This is a genomic window from Methylorubrum suomiense, from assembly GCF_022179765.1.
Lineage (GTDB): Bacteria > Pseudomonadota > Alphaproteobacteria > Rhizobiales > Beijerinckiaceae > Methylobacterium > Methylobacterium suomiense.
Genome location: NZ_BPRE01000009.1, coordinates 70,165 through 86,511 on the forward strand (window position 1 = coordinate 70,165; position 16,347 = coordinate 86,511).

Sequence of the window (16,347 nt, forward strand, 5' to 3'; positions counted from 1 at the left end):
GGCGCGGGGAGCGGGTCGCGCATGAGTGAGCATGTCACCATCGAGGACCGCCCGGACGGCGTACGCCTGATCCGGATGAACCGACCGGAAAAGAAGAACGCGCTGACCGGCGCGATGTACGACGCCCTGCGCGAGGCGCTGGCCGCGGCGGACACTTCCGACCATATCGGCGCCGTCGTGCTGGCGGGGCTGCCCGGCGCCTTCACCGCAGGCAACGACCTCGCCGACTTCGTCGCCACGGCCCGAGGTGGCTCTTTCCTCGACATGCCGGCCCTGCACTTCATCCGCCAGCTGGCCCGTACGCGCACGCCGCTGGTCGCGGCCGTGGACGGGCTCGCCGTCGGCATCGGCACGACGCTGACGCTCCATTGCGATCTCGTCTATGTCGGCCCCCAGGCGCGCTTCCGCATGCCCTTCGTCGAACTCGGCCTCGTGCCGGAGGCCGCCGCATCCCTGCTGCTGCCGCGCCGGGTCGGTACAGCGCGGGCCTCGGCGTTGCTGCTCCTGTCCGAAGCGTTCGATGCCGAGACCGCGTTGTCGCTCGGCCTCGCCACCGCCCTTCTGCCGTCGGACGCGGTCGAAGCGCATGCCCTGGAACGAGCCGCGCGCCTCGCCGCGCTGCCGCGCGCGGCCTTGGCCGCGACCCGGCAGCTGATGCGGGGCGATCAAGCTTTGGTCGAGGCGGCGATCGAGACCGAGGCAGAGGCCTTCGTCGAGCGCCTCGCCTCGGCCGAGGCGCAGGAGGCCTTCAGCCGCTTCCTGTCGGGCGCGCGCAAGCCGTGACCTTGCCCTTGCGCGGGAAAATCTGTCTCGTAGCCGGAGCCTCCCGCGGCGTCGGGCGCGGCATCGCACGGGGCCTCGGCGAGGCGGGCGCCACGGTGATCGTGACCGCCCGCTCGTCCGAGACCGGCCGGCCCACCGAGACCCGGCCGGAGACGATCGAGGACACGGCCCGTGCGGTCGATGCGGCGGGCGGCGAGGGGCATCATTACCTGTGCGACCACAGCAGCGAGCGGCAGGTCGACGAACTGGTGCACTGGGTTCTGCGGCGCTTCGGGCGGATCGACGTGGCGGTCTCCAGCGTCTGGGGCGGCAACGAGGGTTATGACGGCGAGCGCTATCCCGACGGGGCCAGTTGGGGCACCCCGTTCTGGCGACGCTCGGCAGAGCCCTTCGCCGGGTTTCTCGGCTCCGGTCCCTATCCGGGCCTGCTGCTCGCCCGGGCGGTCGCGCCGGCCATGGTGTCGGCGCGGCGCGGATTGATCGCCTTCGTCTCGTTCGGCACCGAGGATTACCTCGGCGACCTGTACTACGATCTCGCCAAATCGGTGACGAACCGCCTCGCCTTCGCCTGTGCGGCGGAACTCGCGCCTCACAAGGTCTGCGCCCTGGGGCTCTCGCCCGGGTTCGTGGCGACCGAACGGGTCCAGGATTCCGGGCAGTCGGAAATGGCCACCGAGACCCCGCTCTATGCGGGCCGCGCCCTTGCCGCGCTCGCCGCCGACCCGGAGGTGCTGGAACACAGCGGGCAGGTTCTGCATGCCGGAGATCTGGCACAGGTCTACGGCTTCACCGACGCCGATGGCAGCCGGCCGGAGCGCTTCCGGATCGTGAGGGATACATGAGCCTCCAGGGCAAGACGCTGTTCATCACCGGGGCCTCGCGCGGCATCGGCCTCGCCATCGGGCTTCGCGCGGCGCGCGACGGCGCCAACATCGCCATCGCAGCCAAGACCGACACGCCCCATCCGAAGCTCGAAGGCACGATCCACACCGCCGCCGAGGCGATCGAGCGGGCTGGTGGCAAAGCTCTGCCGCTGGTCGTCGATGTCCGCGACGAAGACGCCGTCAAGGATGCCCTCGACCAAACAGCGAAGAGGTTCGGGGGGGTCGACATCGTCGTCAACAACGCGAGCGCGATCGCGTTGACGAACACGGCCAACACCGAGATGAAGCGCTTCGACCTGATGCATCAGATCAACGCGCGCGGCACCTTCCTCGTCAGCAAGCACGCGATCCCGCATCTCGAGAAAGCAGGTAACCCCCATATCCTGATGCTGTCGCCGCCGCTCGACATGGCCGAGAAATGGTTCGCGCCGCATCTCGCCTACACCATGGCGAAGTTCGGAATGTCGCTTTGCGTTCTCGGGCTCGCGGGCGAATTGCGGTCCAAGGGCATCGCGGTCAACGCGCTGTGGCCGCGCACGACCATCGCGACGGCGGCGATTCAGAATCTGCTCGGCGGCGATGCGCTGATGCGGGCGAGCCGCAGGCCGGAGATCATGGCGGATGCGGCCCACGCCCTGTTCGAGAAGCCGGCGCGGACGTTCACGGGCCGCTTCCTCATCGACGACAGCTTCCTGGCGGAACAGGGTGTCACGGACTTTTCAAAATACCGCGTCACAGCGGGTGTCCCCCTTGCGCCGGACTTCTTCGTGCCGGATGCGAGCGAGCCGCCGCCCGGCGCCCTCGACTAGACGCCATTCTCGAGTTCACCCTTGATCTTCATTCACCAGCCGGTTGCCGGCGCCGCGCAGACCCTGCTTGAGCGGCGCCCCCTCGAATTGCAGGACGCGATCCCCGAGGACACGGTCTGGATCGACATGATCCGTCCGACCCGCGAGGAGGACGTGAAGGTCGAATCCTTCATGGGCATCCAGGTGCCGACCCGCGAAGAGATGAAGGACATCGAGCCCTCCGAACTCCTCTATGTCGAAGAGGGCGCCCGCTACATGACCGGTCGCGTGCTGTCGAAGGTGAGCGATTCCGAAGAGCCGGGCCTGGCCGGCATCACCTTCATCCTCCGCGACAATCGCCTCGCCACGGTGCGCTACGAGGAGCCGCAGGCGTTCCGGATGTACGCGCAGCGGGCCGGGCGCACCACCGGCAACGGGCCCTCGCGCTCGACCACCGGCGAAACGATCCTGGCCGGGCTGATCGAGGCGGTGATCGATCGCGCCGCCGACGTGCTCCAGCTTCAGGGCGAGCGCATCGACCGGTTGTCGCGAAAGATCTTCGAGGAACGGGACGACCCTTCCGCCCGAAACACCGCCCTGCAAGATACGTTGCGGGCGCTCGGACGCCACGGCGACCTGATCTCGAAGCAGCGCGAGAGCCTCGTCTCGATGGAGCGCATCCTGCTGTCGCTCTCGGCGACCTATCGCACCGCCAAGGCCCCGCGTGAATTGCGTGAGGATGTGCGCTCGACCCTGCGCGACCTGCAATCGCTGGAGGAGCACGCGACGTTCCTCTCCTCCAAGATTCAGTTCCTCCTCGATGCCACCCTCGGCCTCGTGAATCTCGAGCAGAACAACATCATCAAGCTGTTCTCGGTCATGGCGGTGGTGTTCATGCCGCCGACCCTGATCGCGTCGATCTACGGGATGAATTTCGAGACGATGCCGGAACTGAAATGGAGCTTCGGCTATCCCGCTGCGATCGGTATGATGGTGGTCGCCGCCGTGCTGCCCTATGTTTTCTTCCGCTGGAAGAAGTGGCTGTAACGATCGTCCTCAGATCGCGTGTCCTCAGGCCCTTGTTTGAATCCTGAAGATGTCGGTCTAGCGATCGACGCTCTTCAGATGGAGGTAGGCGGGATCGAACTCGGCCGCCTCGCAGAGACCATCCCAATCGTGGATCGTCAGCGTGCGAGCTTGCAGCGTGATCAAGCCCGCTTTCCGCAGGGCTCCGAGCGTCCGGGCGATGTGAACCGAGGTGAGGCCCATCGCATCGGCGAAGTCGGTCTGGCGCAGCGGCATCGGACAGGTCCGTCCCGTGCTCAGGCCCACCGCGCGCTGACGCAGGGAGAGTTCGCAGAGGAGATGCGCCGTGCGGCCATAGGCCGATCGCCGCCCGTTGGCGGTCAACCAGCCACGGAACAACGCCGCATCGATCATGCTCTCGCGCCAGAGGACGGCGGCAAGTTCGGGCAGCCGCGCCGAAAGCTCGCGCAGCGCTTCGTGCGGTATCCGGGCCACCGTGCACGGCGTCAGCGCGGCGATGCCATGATCCAGAACGCCGAGATGCAGGCTCTGCAAGTCCGGCAGGTCGCCGGCGATATGGAAGGCGATGATCTGCCGTCCGCCACCGGGCAGGAATTTCAGGCGGGACACCCAGCCATCGACCACCGCCAGACAACAAGCCGGCCGCTCACCGTCTCGAAGGATCTCCTGGCCGGGTTCGTAGCTGCGCAGGGAGACCGGCAACGTTCTGATCGCCTCGACCACCGTTTCCGAAAGCGTAGCGGTGCTCCGCAGCCGGCGGATCAAGGGAGGCACGAAACGGTCGGTCGTTGGGGACATGCGGCCTGTTTCGCGGACGGACTCGTGACGGAATCGTGGGCCGTCACCATCGAAGATGCGGCGACGCTCGGAACCGTGACGATGCCGTGATCTGGCGTCCAGCCTGCGTGATCTTCCCGTCGTTGAGAAGTCTTTTCAGCAAGGTCCGCAATGCGGGCCCTGGGTCAGACCGGGCTAGGCCGCAGCACGAACCCGGAAATCGAGACGGAACACCACCTTTTTCGCCTCGTCGGTCGCCTCGAGGTGCCACGTGTCGCCGAAGCCGATGCTCTGGCCGCTCTCACCCAGCAGCGCGCCGGCATACTGAATTGCGAGGCGACGGGCCGCGTCGAGATCGGGAAGCAACATACCTTCCTCATCGCGAAGGTCGACGCCGTCCTGCACATTGAAGAAAAAGCGGGGCATCCGGCAACTCCTGAATTGCGGTCGTCTTCCGACGCGTACGCGCCTCTCGATCGGACGCAATGACACCCAATTAAATTGCGCACAAGGCAAATTTTAGGCGTGAGCGGGTGTGTCCGACCAATCGTACACGACGCCCGTCATCGTCTCCGACATGGCCCAAAGGCGCGCCGCGTCGGAACGATCCGCCGCATGCGGAAAGACGCGGGCTGGCTTGGGCATGCCTCGTGCCTCCCAGACACCGTCCGGCCCATAGTAACCGCCGCCCCGCGCCTCGTGGGCGGTGGCCGCGAAGAGAACAGGCAGGGCTCCCTGCGCAGCGGATTGACCGGCGAGGGTAAACAAAGCCCGGCCGATCGCCTGCTGCAGCCATCCAGCTCGGTCGCCGCGGCGGAACACATCGGTGAGCGCCAAACCCGGATGAGCGGCCAATGCGCGCTCCTGTCGTCCCGCAGCCCGAAGCCGGCGCTCAAGCTCCAGGGCGAACATCAGCATCGCGAGCTTGGTCTGGCGGTAGGCCTTCTGCGGACCGTAGGTGCCGCGCCAGTGCGGATCGTCGAAGCGTATCTGCCCACTGCGATGGGCGAGGCTCGCCACCGCGACGATGCGGGTTTCGTGCGACGGCCGAAGGATCGGCAGGAGCAGGCCGGTGAGGGCGAAATGGCCCAGATAATTGGTCGCGAGTTGCCGTTCGAAGCCATCCTCGCTTTCCTCACGCCGGGGCACTGCCGCGATGCCCGCATTGAGGACGAGCAGATCGAGCACATCCCCGTCACGCTGCAACGCATCCGCCAAGGCCCGGACACTCGCGAGACGCGCGGTGTCGAGTTCGCGGACGCTGAGGCGCGCGGAGGGATGAATTCGGGTGATCGTCGTCGCGATCCGGGCGCCCTTGGCCGGGTCGCGCACCGCCAGGATCACCCGTGCCCCCGCGCCGGCAAGCGCCAGCGCGGTCTCGTAGCCGATGCCGGAGCTCGCCCCGGTCACAAGGGCGATCCGACCGGCCTGCGTCGGGATGTCGGTCGTGGTCCAACCTCGTACCGCCATGGCGGGTCTCCTCTTACCAACACCCGGCAATGCGCGATCTTTGTGCATATCGACGCGGAATAACCCGTTCTGCGCCCAGCGAATTGGTCTTCGCCGGTGCTTTCGTGCTAACCCTTCCGAAGTCCCGACGATCCTGTCCGAGGACCGCTGCCGCCCCGTGCGTCTCGCTTTCCGCCGGGCCGCCGCTTGCCGCGCACGAGATTTTGCGTGGCACGACCCTCATCGAAAGACCCTTTCATGAGCGACGACACAGATGCCAAGACCCGCGCAGCCGAGCGCGCGGAGCGGTCCGAGCGCATGGCGCGCGAGGGGGCGCAGGCCATGGCCGAGCACCTTGCGGCCGTCAAGGCTGTGGATGAGCGCACGGTGAAGTTGCGGGCGCTGCGGCTCGCGAAGGAGGCCGAAGAGGCGGCCGCGAAGGCCGCCGAGCCGCCCGCGGCACCGAAGCGCAGCCGCAAGAAGGTCGCGAGCTGAGATGGCGATGGACCGTACCCGGCGACCGAGCGATCCGCGGCAGGCGGCCGAGGCCGCCTTTAAGGCCGTGACTCGGAAGGCGCCGGAAGCGGCGCCGACGGCGCCGACGCCGACGGCGATCCCTGGCGCCCGCGAAAGCGTGTCACTGCGTATCGACCGGGCCGTCCTGGATCACTTCCAGAAGGACGGCCCGGGCTGGCAGGATCGGATCAACGCTGCCCTGAAGGCAGCCGCAGGTCTCTGAGCGTTCAAGCGGAAAGGGCGCGCTCCAACTCTCCCTTGGACATCTTCGAACGGCCGGGGATGTCCTGCTTGCGCGCCCGCTCCATTAGCTCCGCCTTCGTCGAGCCGCCGCGATCGGATGTGCTACCCGATTTGCCGCCGGTCTTGCGGGCCGTCGCCGTCTTCTTGGCGACATCTTCCGGCTGCTTCGAGTGCTGTTTCCCCTTGGCGGTGTCGGACCGCTTCTTCGCAGTCGACCGCTTGTATTCGGAATCCGAGAGCTTCTCGCGCGCCTTCTTGGGCAGGTAGCGTTCGCCGGTCTTGCCGCTTTCCTTACCCGATTTCGTCCCCCACTCCTCCTCGGTCCACTGCTTGAGGTGATTGTCGTCGGACTTCTTACCCTCGTAGCCGCCACCCTCCTTCTTGTATTCGGAGGTCGCCATCTGCGCCTTACGGGCGGACCATTGTCCCGGCTTGCCGCCCTTGGAGGATTTCGTCACCTCCTTCTTCACCTTGTCCCACAACTTCGGGTCGGTTTTCTTCGCGCTCTCGGCCATTGTTTCACTCCATGAGGCAGTGCATTGACATTCGGGTGTCAACAGGAGGCCGCAAAGTCGGTTCCGCGCGGGCCCATCACAACAGTGGATAGAACCGGCGCAAGCAACGGCGTTGACAGGAGCGAGGGAAGCTCTCACCTGCGCGCCATCAACCATCCGGCCGCGCGTGCGGCCGAGCGAGGATCGCGATGTCCGAGGCGAGCAGGCCGAAGGTGTTCATCGACGGCGAGGCCGGCACGACCGGTCTCGGCATCCGCGAGCGCTTGGAGCGCGACGGGCGCGTCGTCCTCATCAGCATCCCGCACGAGAGCCGCAAGGATCCGAACGCCAAGCGGGCGATCTTGGAAGAGGTCGACCTCGCGGTTCTCTGCCTGCCGGACGATGCTTCCCGCGAGACGGCGCACCTCGCCGATTCGTTGGCCGGGGGTGGCCCGAAGCTTCTCGATGCCAGCACCGCCCACCGCGTGGCGGAGGGGTGGGTCTACGGCTTCGCCGAACTGACGCGGGATCAGGCCGACGCGATCCGGAACGCTCGCAGGGTCGCCAATCCCGGTTGTTACCCGACCGGGGCCATCGCCCTGCTGCGGCCGCTCGTGGAGGCCGGATTGATCGCCGCCGATACGCCCATCAGCGTCAATGCCGTGAGCGGCTATAGCGGCGGCGGCAAGGGCATGATCGAAGCCTACGAAGCCGGACGCGCGCCAGCCTTCGAGCTCTACGGCCTCGGCTTTGGTCATAAGCACCTGCCCGAATTGCAGACTTATGCCGGTCTGACCCGTCGTCCGATCTTCATCCCCTCCGTCGGCAACTTCCGTCAGGGCATGCTGGTGAGTATTCCGCTGCACCTCGAGACGCTGCCGGCGCGCCCATCGCCTGGAGATTTCGAGGCTGTCCTTACGGATTGGTATGCCGGTTCGGATCAGGTCCGCGTCGTGCGTGGAGCGGAGGACGGCGCGCATCGTGAGCGGATCGAGCCGGAGGCGCTCAACGACACCGACCTTTTGGAATTGCGGGTGTTCGGTGCGGATGGGCACCGGCAAGTGGTGCTGGTCGCCCGCCTCGATAACCTGGGCAAAGGCGCTTCCGGTGCGGCAGTCCAAAATCTTGGGCTGATGCTCGGCCTCGACTGACGCCGCGCGGGCGGCAACGTCACCTCGATCTGCGCGCCGACGGAGCGGCTGGTGGGATCGTCTGGAACCGCTTTGATGAACGGCGTGGCCTGCCCGACTGGGCGGCGCCTGGCTTCCTACCGCGGTAAATAACGTCTCGCCCCAGTCGTTAGAGACAGTCAAGGATTGGTTGTAAACGAGGGCTTCAATACTTTCGGCATCATTGTATTTCAATAAAGCCGAAAAATGATTCGGTCTTTCGTCTGGAAAGTGCTGATCATTCAACTCATGCTCGTCCAGTCGAATATTTAGACAATTTATGGGCGAGTTCACACAACGAGCCTGGATGACTGAGCACCAGGCGATACTTCATCTCAAACTCGAATTCTAAGTTGGGCACAATCTAGTCTGTGCTACTCGCTGCCCCAACCTCGGCATTGCGATCCATCCACAGAAAATACGCAGCAGTGCGGCAGGGCGTCGCATGCTTCCGGGGTAGGGGCGTGGTGCCGCGCCGGTGCGGAGGGGAGCACTGACCTGTGCCATCGGGATCGCCCAGGGGGAATGTCGGAGAGAATTCCAACATACTGATGCCAACAGGTTTTTCAGCCGTCACAGCAACTTTTCTTAACATATGAAATATTCGTTTCGGTTCAAAATCCTATGACGGATGCATCCCAGATGTCGCCGAAATACACCCTTTGGCGTTTTCATGGGAAGGCAGGGCATGTCAGATGTGCCCACTCGTTTCGATTTTGATCGATGCATGATCGAATAAAGATCGACAAACAGACTTGCTCCGGTAAAGCCCTGAGCTTACCGTGATGCAAGTAATCCTCCAGACTCAGAAGACGGCGCCATGGACACCACCGAACAGGACGCAGAAACCGCACGCCTCATCACCCTCGCGGCGGATGTGGTCTCGGCTTATGTCAGCAACAATCATGTCCAGAGTGCCGAACTGCCACGCCTCATCGGTGATGTGCATGAGGCGATCCGCTCCGTAACGGTCAGTGCCAAGCCGACCGATAGCGGTCCGCCGAAGGCGACGCCGCAGGAGATCCGCAAGTCGATCAGTCAGGACTTCCTGATCTCGTTCGAGGACGGCAAGCCTTACAAGACGCTCCGTCGCCACCTGACGCTCCGGGGCCTCAGCCCTGAGGCCTACCGCGCGAAATGGGGTCTGCCGAGCGATTACCCGATGACCTCGACGAGCTATTCCGAGCAGCGTTCCGAGCTCGCGCGGGCCCTGGGCCTCGGCCAGCAGCGCCGCCGTCCCGAGGCTGAAGCCGCCGCAGAGCCGCCGCCCCCGGCCGAGCCTGAGGTCGAGGCTGAAGCGGAGGCCGCACCGGCGAAGAAGCCACGCGCTCGCCGCAAGAAAGACGCGTGAGACTTCTCGCGCCGGCCGCTCTCAACCCGGCCGGCGCGAGGGCGTAAGCCGCACGCCCGGCGCCGGTCGCTCCAGGAGGACTTCACGGCGGAAGCGCACGAGGCGAGCCGGTCGTCCCGCCGTGCCGCTCGTAATGTCCTCGGTTTCCTCGACCAATCCCTGCTGCGCGACGAGACGGCGGAAGTTCTGCTTGTGCAGCCGCGTGCCGGAGAGTGCCTCGACGGTGCGCTGGAGCTGAAGCAGCGTGAAGGCCGGCGGCATCAATTCGAACACCACCGGACGGTACTTGATCTTGCCGCGCAGGCGGCCGATCGCGGTCGCGAGCACGCGGCGGTGGTCGAAGGCCATCGGTAGGCCCGTCGCCGCCGCATCGTCGGGCACGGCCGCACCGGATTGCCCGCGTGCCTCCGGAATGAGACCGGCCTCGAACAACAGCTCGTAGCGCTCGAGCACCCGCTCCTCGTTCCATGCCCCGCCGAGACCGAAATTCAGGCTGACGCGGTCCTCTCGCAAGCGGCGCAGTTTGGCGTCCGGACCCTGAGCGACCCATTCCATCAGTCGCGGCTCAATGGCGGCCAACGCCTCGGGACGGCCCTCGCGGAAATCCTCCCAAGGCAGGTAGCGATACCAGTTGCGCCACGCCGCCTCGGCGAGGCCGGCCGGGCGCAACTCGCGCACGAGGGCGAGATAGGCCACCGAGAGCAGATGGACGCCGCGACCGCCGCCATCCCGATCACGGTCGCCGAACGTGTAGAGTTGCTCGACGTAGCCGAGACGCTGATGCGTCTGCTGTTCCACCCAGGCCCGCAATCCCCGTTCCAGGGTCGCGTGCTCGGGGACCAACGGACCAGCCGGTAGGGCGCTGCTGCGTCCGGGCGCCTGCCCGGAAATCTGTACGGTCAGGGCGCGCGGCTCGCCCTCGGTCGCTGCCAGGATCACGGCGACGAGTCCGACCGCCGACGCGTTGTCGGCCCGTTCGAGGCCCTCCGTAGCGAGGGCGACCACACCCGGTTCGGCCGTGCTCATCCCGTCGAACCCGATGCTCCCCGTCGCCGCAGATCGATGTGCAGTCCGAACTGTCACACGCAGTGCTCATGCCGGATGGGAACCGGCACCGTCAACGAGGGGATCGGTCTCGGCACCTCGTTTGGCCGAAGCGCGAGACACCATATGGCGCAAAATCACGGGCCACGGCTTCAACGCCGTCCCGCGATGGGACATGCAGGGGGAAATGTCGGTACCAATCGCCCCTTACGCGCCCGGAACGGCACGACCATTCGGGCACCACTCAATGAACCGGGTGAGAGTCGCCGCGAAGGTGGCGGGCGACTTCGCGGCCGATCTCAACGGCGACGACATCGATGAGCTGCGCCAGGGGCGGATTGCGCAGGCCGACCACCAGACCTTTCATCGCGATGACGTGGTCGGCAAGTCGGTTGGCGCGACGCTGGGCGAGCCACTCGACGGGGCCACTGACCAAGCCTTCCGTCAGGTCGAATGCGAGACCCTGTGACATGGCCGCGCCGGATGCGGGATCGCGAGCGAAACGTCCCATCAATCGAATCCACCGTGAACCCGCCTCTCGCGTGCGAAACTCCGTCTCGAACGGGTAGCCATCCGCGTCCGCTGCCCGAAGCATGCTCTCTAAACGCGCTGCATCCTCCGGGTCGATACGCGTGAGCGCCTGAGCCAGCGGAACGTCGACCGCCGCATCTTCCGACAGCATGAGCAGTCGGGCGAGGGCGGGCGACAACGCGAAGCGATCACTCTGCGGGTCATGAGCCCAAGCCCCGATGCAGGATGAGGCCGCAAAGGCGGTCGAAAGATCAGGCTGGAAGGCCGTCATGTCGTCACCGAAACGGTTCGAACGTGGGTTCGCCCCGTCCGGGGCGGCCGTCCCGGACGTCCGCTTAAATTACCTGAGATTAATTTTGACAGCCAGAGCCGCCGTGCGGAAAGCCTTAGCTTCGATTAGATACTCGCGTAAAGCGTTTAATTCGTCCAAGCAGTTGTATCAACCTGAGGTATGATTTTTCGGCAGTCCCGCGACGGCACGGCTTTAACGCCCGATTAACCATGTTGGGATGAGATCACGGATCAGGGCATCCCGGCATCACAGGACGCGACTGTTCGGTCCGGGGCCCCCGAGAGGGGCTGCACGATGAAAGCGATCACGTTCGTCACGCAAAAGGGCGGCAGCGGCAAGAGCACGCTCTGCATCTCTCTGGCGGTCGCCGCCCAGGAGGCGGGCCACAGCGTCTGCATTCTGGAGATGGATCGGCAGGCGACGATTTCCGACTGGCTCGACCATCGCACCGCGGAGGGACCGGAGGTCGCCCAGATCGATGCCACGCAGATCGACGCCGTGATGGCGCGTCTGGCCGAGTCGGCCTACGACTACGTCTTCATCGACACGCCCGGCGTCGATTCGTCCGGCACGCTGTCGGCGATCCGCGCGGCGGATCTCTGCATCATTCCCTGCCGCCCGACCCCCGCGGATCTGCGCGCCTTCAAGCCGACGCTCGCGGCGGTGTATCGGCTGGAGAAGAAGTTCGCGTTCGTGCTGAACCAGACTCCGCCGCGCTCCTACCGCATCCGCGACGCCGCCGACGGGCTCGCGGTGCTCGGCATCCTGCCGGACGTCAACATCGTCGCCCGCACCGACCATCAGGACGCCATCGGCGTCGGTCAGGGCGTGACCGAATTCAACCCCAAGGGTCAGGCCGCGGGCGAGGTGCGCCGGCTCTGGAGCTGGATCGAGCGGCGGATGCAGGCGGCGCGTCCGCTGACTGGCCGGAACAGGATCGCGGATGGTCATGTCCAGGCCGCCTAAGCTCAGCCTCGCCTCGATCGTCGCGGAGGCGACCCCGAAGCCCACCCGGTCGCCGGGCGCCGAGATCGTCAGCCTCGACCGGGCGGCACCGCCCCCGGCGGCCGGGACGGGAACGCTCAAGCAGCGCGCCAAGCAGATGTCGGTCTATCTCGAACCGCCGGTCTACGACCAGCTGCGCGACCTCGCCTTTGCCGAACGCGCCAAGATGCACGGGCTGATGTTGGAAGCGCTCGATCTGCTGTTCAAGCAGCGCGGCGCCCGCTCCATCGAGCAGATTCTGGGAGAGCGCCCGCGCTGACGCGCGACTGGGCTGTGCCTTCCAGCCGCCCTCAAAACCGAGAGGCTTCGAAAGAGCACGCCGCCATCGGTATGCCCTTTCGGGGCCTTCCGTCGTGCCGCCCTTGATCGGAGCTTCGAGGGGCGGCCTTCAATCGGATCGTTGTCGATCCTCGAAATCGCGGTCCGTATTGCAACCAACGGTGCGGGCAGGCTGGCGTATTCTGGCGTTTCCTCGCTCGGGATGTCGCTGCGCCGTCGGTGTGCGAAGATCGATGCGCGTGGGTTTCCGCTCGGAGCGATCAGAACGGCAGCAGGATATCCACGAGCTGCTGACCGTAGCGCGGCTGCTGCACGTCAGTGATCTGTCCGCGGCCGCCATAGGCGATGCGGGCCTGGGCGATTTTCGACGAGTCGATGGTGTTGTCGGATTCGATGTCCTCCGGGCGGACCACGCCGGCGACGATCAGTTCGCGCACTTCGAAATTGATGCGGATCTCCTGCTTCCCCTCGACCACGAGATTGCCGTTGGGCAGAACCTGATTGACCACCGCCGCGATGTTGGTCGTCACCGTCTCGGCCCGCTGGACCGAGCCCGCGCCATCGCTCGACGTGGTCGAAGTACCGGTGATGAGCTTGCCGGGGGTGATGCCCGCCGCCGCCACGGCGGCGCTGCTCTCCAACCCGAAGGCGTTGGGCAGACCGAGCCCCTCGGCGTTCGAGCGCGAGCGCTTGGTCTCGTTGTTGAGATTGGCCCGATCGGTGACGTTGACCTTCACGGTGAGGAGATCGCCGATGCGGGCCGCGCGCTGATCCTTGAAGAACGCCCGCGAGCCGGTGCGCCACAGGGAGTTCGGCGCGTAGCTCACTGGCTGGATATCCGGCATCGCCATGCGGACCGGCTTGTAGCCCGGCTGGCTGGTCGGATCCTCGATCGCCGAGAGGGAGGGTGTCGCGCCGACCTGCGACAGGCGGTCGACGGTGTTGCAAGCGGCCAACGGCGCGGCGGCGCAGAGAGCCAGGGCGAGACGGGGGAGGCGAGCGGTCATCGGAGAGGATGCCTTCGGAACGAGGATCAATTGACGCCGGGCCGCGCGGGAAGCGCGCTGGCCTGGAGGACGGGCTGTGCCGCCGGAGGGCTGACCGAAACGCGGCCGGGGCCGATCACCACGGCCTGCAGAACCTTCTTCGAGGCGCCGTTCGTCACGGAGACGCTGGCGCCCAGCCGCCCGCTCTCGTTGGCGGTGCCGCGCATGGCCAGGGACACGCCGGTCGTCTCGAACACGATGGTGACGGCATCGCCGCGGCCGACGAGTTCCGGGGGCGCCACGTCGCCCGAGCGCAGCACCTGCCCGGCGCCGACCGGGCGCTGCGCGACTTGACCGACGGCGAGCGCACCGGCCGCGACGGCATCCGTCGGCACCGTTTCGCGGGGGCGGCGCTCGACGGCGAGGTCGGCGGCGGCGACCGCTTCCCCGCGGGCGAGATTCCGGGTCAGCACCGCGACTTCGCGGATCTCGACGGCGACGCCCGCGACCCGGAGCGAGGCTTGGCGCTCGCCCAGCACGATGAGCCCGGCGACCCGGCGGGTGCGCGGATCGTAGGTCACATCGACCGCCGCTGCCGGGCCGTCGAGGTCCACGGGCGCCAGTAGGGACGGTGCCTCGCCGTCGAGGCGGACCGACAGCGCCTTGGGATCGAGGCCGTAGGCGCTCTCCAGCGAGCGCTTGAGGGCTGCCTCGATCTCCGGTGCGCCCACCCGACGGGCGGCGCGCTGCACGCTCACCTGCACCCGGCCGCCGGTTTCGATGCCGGTGATCCCGAGTGACGAAGCCGCCTCGGCGATGCGGCGTGCCTGGATCGTACCGACGGCACCGAGGCCGGGGGCGCGGAACAGCGCCCGGTCGGCAAGATCGGCGGGCGCGCCCTCGACGAGATCGCCGAGGCTGAGGGTGTCGCCGCGCGCCGTGACGTCGCCGCGCAATCGCAGCGTCGCATCGGAGGCCATCAGCGGCGCGGCGAAAACGGCGAGCATCGCGAAGAGCGCGAGCGCGAGGGCGGTTCGGCCGAAGGCACCGCGGGACGGCGGCATCACGGCGAGGCGGGTCGGGCGGCGGATCGGACGGAGGGCGTGCATCACGATGATCCTCAACCGCGGAACATCTGCGAGGTGGTGGAGAGCATCTGGTCGGCGGCGGTCACAACCTTCGAGTTCATCTCGTAGGCGCGCTGGGCCGCGATCAGCGACGAGATCTCAGTGACCGCGTTGACGTTGGCCTCTTCGAGATAGCTCTGCTGGAGGTTGCCGAAGCCCTCCGAGCCCGGCAGGCCGGTCACGGCGGGACCCGAAGCCGCGGTCTCGATGAACAGGTTGTCGCCGATCGATTCGAGACCGACCTTGTTGACGAAGCGGGCCATCTGGAACTGACCGAGGGCCTGGGGCGCGGTCTGACCGGGGATCGTCGCCTGGACCGCGCCGGTGGCGCCGATCGTCACCGATGTGGCCGTGTTCGGCACGGTGATGCCGGGATCGAGCAGGTAACCGTCGCGGGTCACCATCTGCCCCTGAGCGTCGAGGTCGAACGAGCCGTCGCGGGTATAGGCGGTGCGCCCGTCGGGCATCCGCACCCGGAAATAGCCCTCGCCGCGGATCGCGACGTCGTAATCCTTCTCAGTCATGGTCAGGGTGCCCTGCGACATGACGCGGGCGGTCGAGACGGTCTTCACGCCGGAGCCGAGGGCGAGGCCGGCGGGCAGAACCGTATTCTGATCCGAGGTCGAGGAGCCGGAGCGGCGCAGGTTCTGGTAGAGCAGATCCTGGAAATGCGCCTGCTGGCGTTTGTAGCCGGTGGTGCGCAGGTTCGCGATGTTGTTCGAGATGACCTGAACGTTGAGTTCCTGGGCCGCCATGCCGGTGGCGGCAGCGTAGAGGGCGCGCATCGGGGCCGATCCTTATGGGGCGCGATCAGGCGACGTCGGCGAGGCGGCGGATCGCCGTGCCGCGCAGATCGTCGAGGCGCGAGACGATGCTCGACACCATGGAATAGGTGCGGTTCACGTCCATCAGGCGGGTCATCTCGATGACCGGCTTGACGTTGGAGCGCTCAAGAGCGCCCGGCTCCAGACGGCTCTCCGGCCCGGCGGGCTGCGGGGCGGCCTGGGCGGAGAACAGGTTGCCGCCCTCGTTCTGGAGGGCCTGCGGATCCGCGAAGGTCACGAGGCGGATACGGCCGCGCACGCCGAGATTGGTCGAGATCGTCCCGTCGGGGGCGATGCTCAGACCGGTCTCCTGCTGGCCGATGGTGATCGCGCCGCCATCACCCTGCACGGCGTAACCGTCGGAGGTGACGAGATTGCCCTGAGGGTTGAGCTCGAAAGCCCCGTTGCGGGTGAAGCGCAGACCCTGCGGCGTCTGCACCGTCAGGAAGGCGTCGCCGCGGACCGCCACATGCAGCGCGTTGCCGTCGGGCTCGACCGGCCCCTGGGACAGGTCGAGCGGCGTGCCCTGGTCGATCACGTAGGACACCCGCCGGTCCTGCCGCTGGAAGCTGTCGGCGGAGGCCACCGGCATCAGGTATTCCTGGAAGCGCGCCGAGCGGCCCTTGAAGCCCGTGGTCGAGACGTTCGCCATGTTGTTGGCGATGACGTCGAGCTCGCGGGCGAGCGCGGTCTGGGCGGAGACCCCAACGAAGAGCGCGTTCTGCATGGCTGGCCTCGAATGACGGCGGCGGATGCCC

General features: G+C 66.7%; 20 protein-coding genes. 10 read left to right on the forward strand and 10 right to left on the reverse strand.

Features of this window, described 5'->3' with window-relative positions:
* The first annotated feature begins 21 nt into the window (after nt 1-21).
* The 4 genes from MFF26_RS15395 to corA are packed head-to-tail and all read left to right on the forward strand — an operon-like array spanning nt 22 to nt 3,502.
* Nucleotides 22-783 (forward strand): enoyl-CoA hydratase-related protein, encoded by a 762-nt coding sequence (locus MFF26_RS15395; protein ID WP_238308170.1) that lies wholly within the window; start codon nt 22-24, stop codon nt 781-783.
* Complete coding sequence (locus MFF26_RS15400) at nt 780-1,625, forward strand: SDR family NAD(P)-dependent oxidoreductase (RefSeq protein WP_238308171.1); 846 nt, start codon at nt 780-782, stop codon at nt 1,623-1,625. The genes MFF26_RS15395 and MFF26_RS15400 overlap by 4 nt, the downstream gene beginning before the upstream one ends.
* Complete coding sequence (locus MFF26_RS15405) at nt 1,622-2,476, forward strand: SDR family oxidoreductase (protein WP_137827350.1); 855 nt, start codon at nt 1,622-1,624, stop codon at nt 2,474-2,476. The genes MFF26_RS15400 and MFF26_RS15405 overlap by 4 nt, the downstream gene beginning before the upstream one ends.
* Before the next feature lie 21 nt (nt 2,477-2,497).
* On the forward strand, nt 2,498-3,502 hold the full coding sequence (gene corA / locus MFF26_RS15410) for a magnesium/cobalt transporter CorA (protein ID WP_137827349.1): 1,005 nt from the start codon (nt 2,498-2,500) through the stop codon (nt 3,500-3,502).
* 57 nt (nt 3,503-3,559) lie between these two features.
* Here the strand turns inward: corA and MFF26_RS15415 are convergent, their stop codons facing one another.
* The 3 genes from MFF26_RS15415 to MFF26_RS15425 form a co-directional block, all read right to left on the reverse strand.
* Nucleotides 3,560-4,300, reverse strand: a complete 741-nt coding sequence (locus MFF26_RS15415; protein ID WP_137827348.1) for a Crp/Fnr family transcriptional regulator — start codon at nt 4,298-4,300, stop codon at nt 3,560-3,562.
* Nucleotides 4,301-4,474: 174 nt separating this feature from the next.
* On the reverse strand, nt 4,475-4,705 hold the full coding sequence (locus MFF26_RS15420) for a DUF6894 family protein (RefSeq protein ID WP_137827347.1): 231 nt from the start codon (nt 4,703-4,705) through the stop codon (nt 4,475-4,477).
* Nucleotides 4,706-4,798: 93 nt separating this feature from the next.
* Nucleotides 4,799-5,749, reverse strand: coding sequence for an oxidoreductase (locus MFF26_RS15425; protein ID WP_137827346.1), 951 nt, complete (start codon nt 5,747-5,749; stop codon nt 4,799-4,801).
* A 237-nt stretch (nt 5,750-5,986) separates the two neighbouring features.
* Here MFF26_RS15425 and MFF26_RS15430 point away from each other — a divergent pair, with 237 nt between their 5' ends.
* Nucleotides 5,987-6,223, forward strand: coding sequence for a hypothetical protein (locus tag MFF26_RS15430; RefSeq protein WP_137827345.1), 237 nt, complete (start codon nt 5,987-5,989; stop codon nt 6,221-6,223).
* 1 nt (nt 6,224) lies between these two features.
* Complete coding sequence (locus tag MFF26_RS15435) at nt 6,225-6,467, forward strand: BrnA antitoxin family protein (protein WP_137827344.1); 243 nt, start codon at nt 6,225-6,227, stop codon at nt 6,465-6,467.
* 4 nt (nt 6,468-6,471) lie between these two features.
* Here the strand turns inward: MFF26_RS15435 and MFF26_RS15440 are convergent, their stop codons facing one another.
* Nucleotides 6,472-7,002 carry a hypothetical protein gene (locus tag MFF26_RS15440; protein WP_137827343.1) on the reverse strand — a complete coding sequence of 177 codons (531 nt, stop codon included), beginning with the start codon at nt 7,000-7,002 and terminating at the stop codon, nt 6,472-6,474.
* Nucleotides 7,003-7,190: 188 nt separating this feature from the next.
* On the opposite strand from MFF26_RS15440, the gene argC reads away from it, so the two are divergent.
* The gene (gene argC, locus MFF26_RS15445; RefSeq protein ID WP_137827342.1) at nt 7,191-8,132 is read left to right on the forward strand and encodes an N-acetyl-gamma-glutamyl-phosphate reductase; all 942 of its coding nucleotides are present in this window, start codon (nt 7,191-7,193) and stop codon (nt 8,130-8,132) included.
* Nucleotides 8,133-8,970: 838 nt separating this feature from the next.
* Nucleotides 8,971-9,501: a Ros/MucR family transcriptional regulator gene (locus MFF26_RS15450; RefSeq protein WP_137827341.1), complete on the forward strand. Its 531-nt coding sequence runs from the start codon at nt 8,971-8,973 to the stop codon at nt 9,499-9,501.
* A 21-nt stretch (nt 9,502-9,522) separates the two neighbouring features.
* On the opposite strand, the gene MFF26_RS15455 is transcribed toward MFF26_RS15450, so the two are convergent.
* Both MFF26_RS15455 and MFF26_RS15460 read right to left on the reverse strand, forming a co-directional pair.
* Nucleotides 9,523-10,527 carry an NUDIX hydrolase gene (locus MFF26_RS15455; RefSeq protein WP_238308172.1) on the reverse strand — a complete coding sequence of 335 codons (1,005 nt, stop codon included), beginning with the start codon at nt 10,525-10,527 and terminating at the stop codon, nt 9,523-9,525.
* 262 nt (nt 10,528-10,789) lie between these two features.
* A complete protein-coding gene (locus tag MFF26_RS15460; protein ID WP_137827340.1) occupies nt 10,790-11,347 on the reverse strand; it encodes a hypothetical protein in 558 nt (185 codons plus the stop codon).
* A 315-nt stretch (nt 11,348-11,662) separates the two neighbouring features.
* Between MFF26_RS15460 and MFF26_RS15465 the strand changes: the two genes are divergently transcribed.
* Together MFF26_RS15465 and MFF26_RS15470 are read left to right on the forward strand one after the other, a co-directional pair.
* On the forward strand, nt 11,663-12,334 hold the full coding sequence (locus MFF26_RS15465) for a division plane positioning ATPase MipZ (RefSeq protein WP_137827339.1): 672 nt from the start codon (nt 11,663-11,665) through the stop codon (nt 12,332-12,334).
* The gene (locus MFF26_RS15470) at nt 12,318-12,632 is read left to right on the forward strand and encodes a ribbon-helix-helix domain-containing protein (RefSeq protein ID WP_137827338.1); all 315 of its coding nucleotides are present in this window, start codon (nt 12,318-12,320) and stop codon (nt 12,630-12,632) included. Before MFF26_RS15465 ends, MFF26_RS15470 begins: the two co-directional genes overlap by 17 nt.
* Before the next feature lie 280 nt (nt 12,633-12,912).
* Here MFF26_RS15470 and flgH read toward each other — a convergent pair whose 3' ends face one another.
* Genes flgH through flgF form a run of 4 tightly spaced genes read right to left on the reverse strand, consistent with a single transcriptional unit; the run spans nt 12,913 to nt 16,316 of the window.
* The gene (gene flgH / locus MFF26_RS15475) at nt 12,913-13,659 is read right to left on the reverse strand and encodes a flagellar basal body L-ring protein FlgH (RefSeq protein WP_137827337.1); all 747 of its coding nucleotides are present in this window, start codon (nt 13,657-13,659) and stop codon (nt 12,913-12,915) included.
* A 26-nt stretch (nt 13,660-13,685) separates the two neighbouring features.
* Nucleotides 13,686-14,747 carry a flagellar basal body P-ring formation chaperone FlgA gene (gene flgA / locus MFF26_RS15480; RefSeq protein WP_137827336.1) on the reverse strand — a complete coding sequence of 354 codons (1,062 nt, stop codon included), beginning with the start codon at nt 14,745-14,747 and terminating at the stop codon, nt 13,686-13,688.
* An 11-nt stretch (nt 14,748-14,758) separates the two neighbouring features.
* The gene (gene flgG / locus MFF26_RS15485) at nt 14,759-15,550 is read right to left on the reverse strand and encodes a flagellar basal-body rod protein FlgG (protein ID WP_137827335.1); all 792 of its coding nucleotides are present in this window, start codon (nt 15,548-15,550) and stop codon (nt 14,759-14,761) included.
* A 25-nt stretch (nt 15,551-15,575) separates the two neighbouring features.
* Nucleotides 15,576-16,316 (reverse strand): flagellar basal-body rod protein FlgF, encoded by a 741-nt coding sequence (gene flgF, locus MFF26_RS15490; RefSeq protein ID WP_137827334.1) that lies wholly within the window; start codon nt 16,314-16,316, stop codon nt 15,576-15,578.
* Nucleotides 16,317-16,347: the final 31 nt, after the last annotated feature.

Excerpts from the sequence above, each read along its gene's own strand:
- flgG (WP_137827335.1), bottom strand. The coding sequence starts at position 15,550 with ATGCGCGCCCTCTACGCTGCCGCCACCGGCATGGCGGCCCAGGAACTC.
- MFF26_RS15450 (WP_137827341.1), top strand. The coding sequence starts at position 8,971 with ATGGACACCACCGAACAGGACGCAGAAACCGCACGCCTCATCACCCTC.
- MFF26_RS15470 (WP_137827338.1), top strand. The coding sequence starts at position 12,318 with ATGTCCAGGCCGCCTAAGCTCAGCCTCGCCTCGATCGTCGCGGAGGCG.
- MFF26_RS15465 (WP_137827339.1), top strand. The coding sequence starts at position 11,663 with ATGAAAGCGATCACGTTCGTCACGCAAAAGGGCGGCAGCGGCAAGAGC.
- flgF (WP_137827334.1), bottom strand. The coding sequence starts at position 16,316 with ATGCAGAACGCGCTCTTCGTTGGGGTCTCCGCCCAGACCGCGCTCGCC.
- MFF26_RS15430 (WP_137827345.1), top strand. The coding sequence starts at position 5,987 with ATGAGCGACGACACAGATGCCAAGACCCGCGCAGCCGAGCGCGCGGAG.
- flgA (WP_137827336.1), bottom strand. The coding sequence starts at position 14,747 with ATGCACGCCCTCCGTCCGATCCGCCGCCCGACCCGCCTCGCCGTGATG.
- flgH (WP_137827337.1), bottom strand. The coding sequence starts at position 13,659 with ATGACCGCTCGCCTCCCCCGTCTCGCCCTGGCTCTCTGCGCCGCCGCG.
- MFF26_RS15415 (WP_137827348.1), bottom strand. The coding sequence starts at position 4,300 with ATGTCCCCAACGACCGACCGTTTCGTGCCTCCCTTGATCCGCCGGCTG.
- MFF26_RS15435 (WP_137827344.1), top strand. The coding sequence starts at position 6,225 with ATGGCGATGGACCGTACCCGGCGACCGAGCGATCCGCGGCAGGCGGCC.
- MFF26_RS15420 (WP_137827347.1), bottom strand. The coding sequence starts at position 4,705 with ATGCCCCGCTTTTTCTTCAATGTGCAGGACGGCGTCGACCTTCGCGAT.
- MFF26_RS15425 (WP_137827346.1), bottom strand. The coding sequence starts at position 5,749 with ATGGCGGTACGAGGTTGGACCACGACCGACATCCCGACGCAGGCCGGT.
- MFF26_RS15440 (WP_137827343.1), bottom strand. The coding sequence starts at position 7,002 with ATGGCCGAGAGCGCGAAGAAAACCGACCCGAAGTTGTGGGACAAGGTG.
- MFF26_RS15405 (WP_137827350.1), top strand. The coding sequence starts at position 1,622 with ATGAGCCTCCAGGGCAAGACGCTGTTCATCACCGGGGCCTCGCGCGGC.
- argC (WP_137827342.1), top strand. The coding sequence starts at position 7,191 with ATGTCCGAGGCGAGCAGGCCGAAGGTGTTCATCGACGGCGAGGCCGGC.
- MFF26_RS15455 (WP_238308172.1), bottom strand. The coding sequence starts at position 10,527 with ATGAGCACGGCCGAACCGGGTGTGGTCGCCCTCGCTACGGAGGGCCTC.
- MFF26_RS15395 (WP_238308170.1), top strand. The coding sequence starts at position 22 with ATGAGTGAGCATGTCACCATCGAGGACCGCCCGGACGGCGTACGCCTG.
- MFF26_RS15460 (WP_137827340.1), bottom strand. The coding sequence starts at position 11,347 with ATGACGGCCTTCCAGCCTGATCTTTCGACCGCCTTTGCGGCCTCATCC.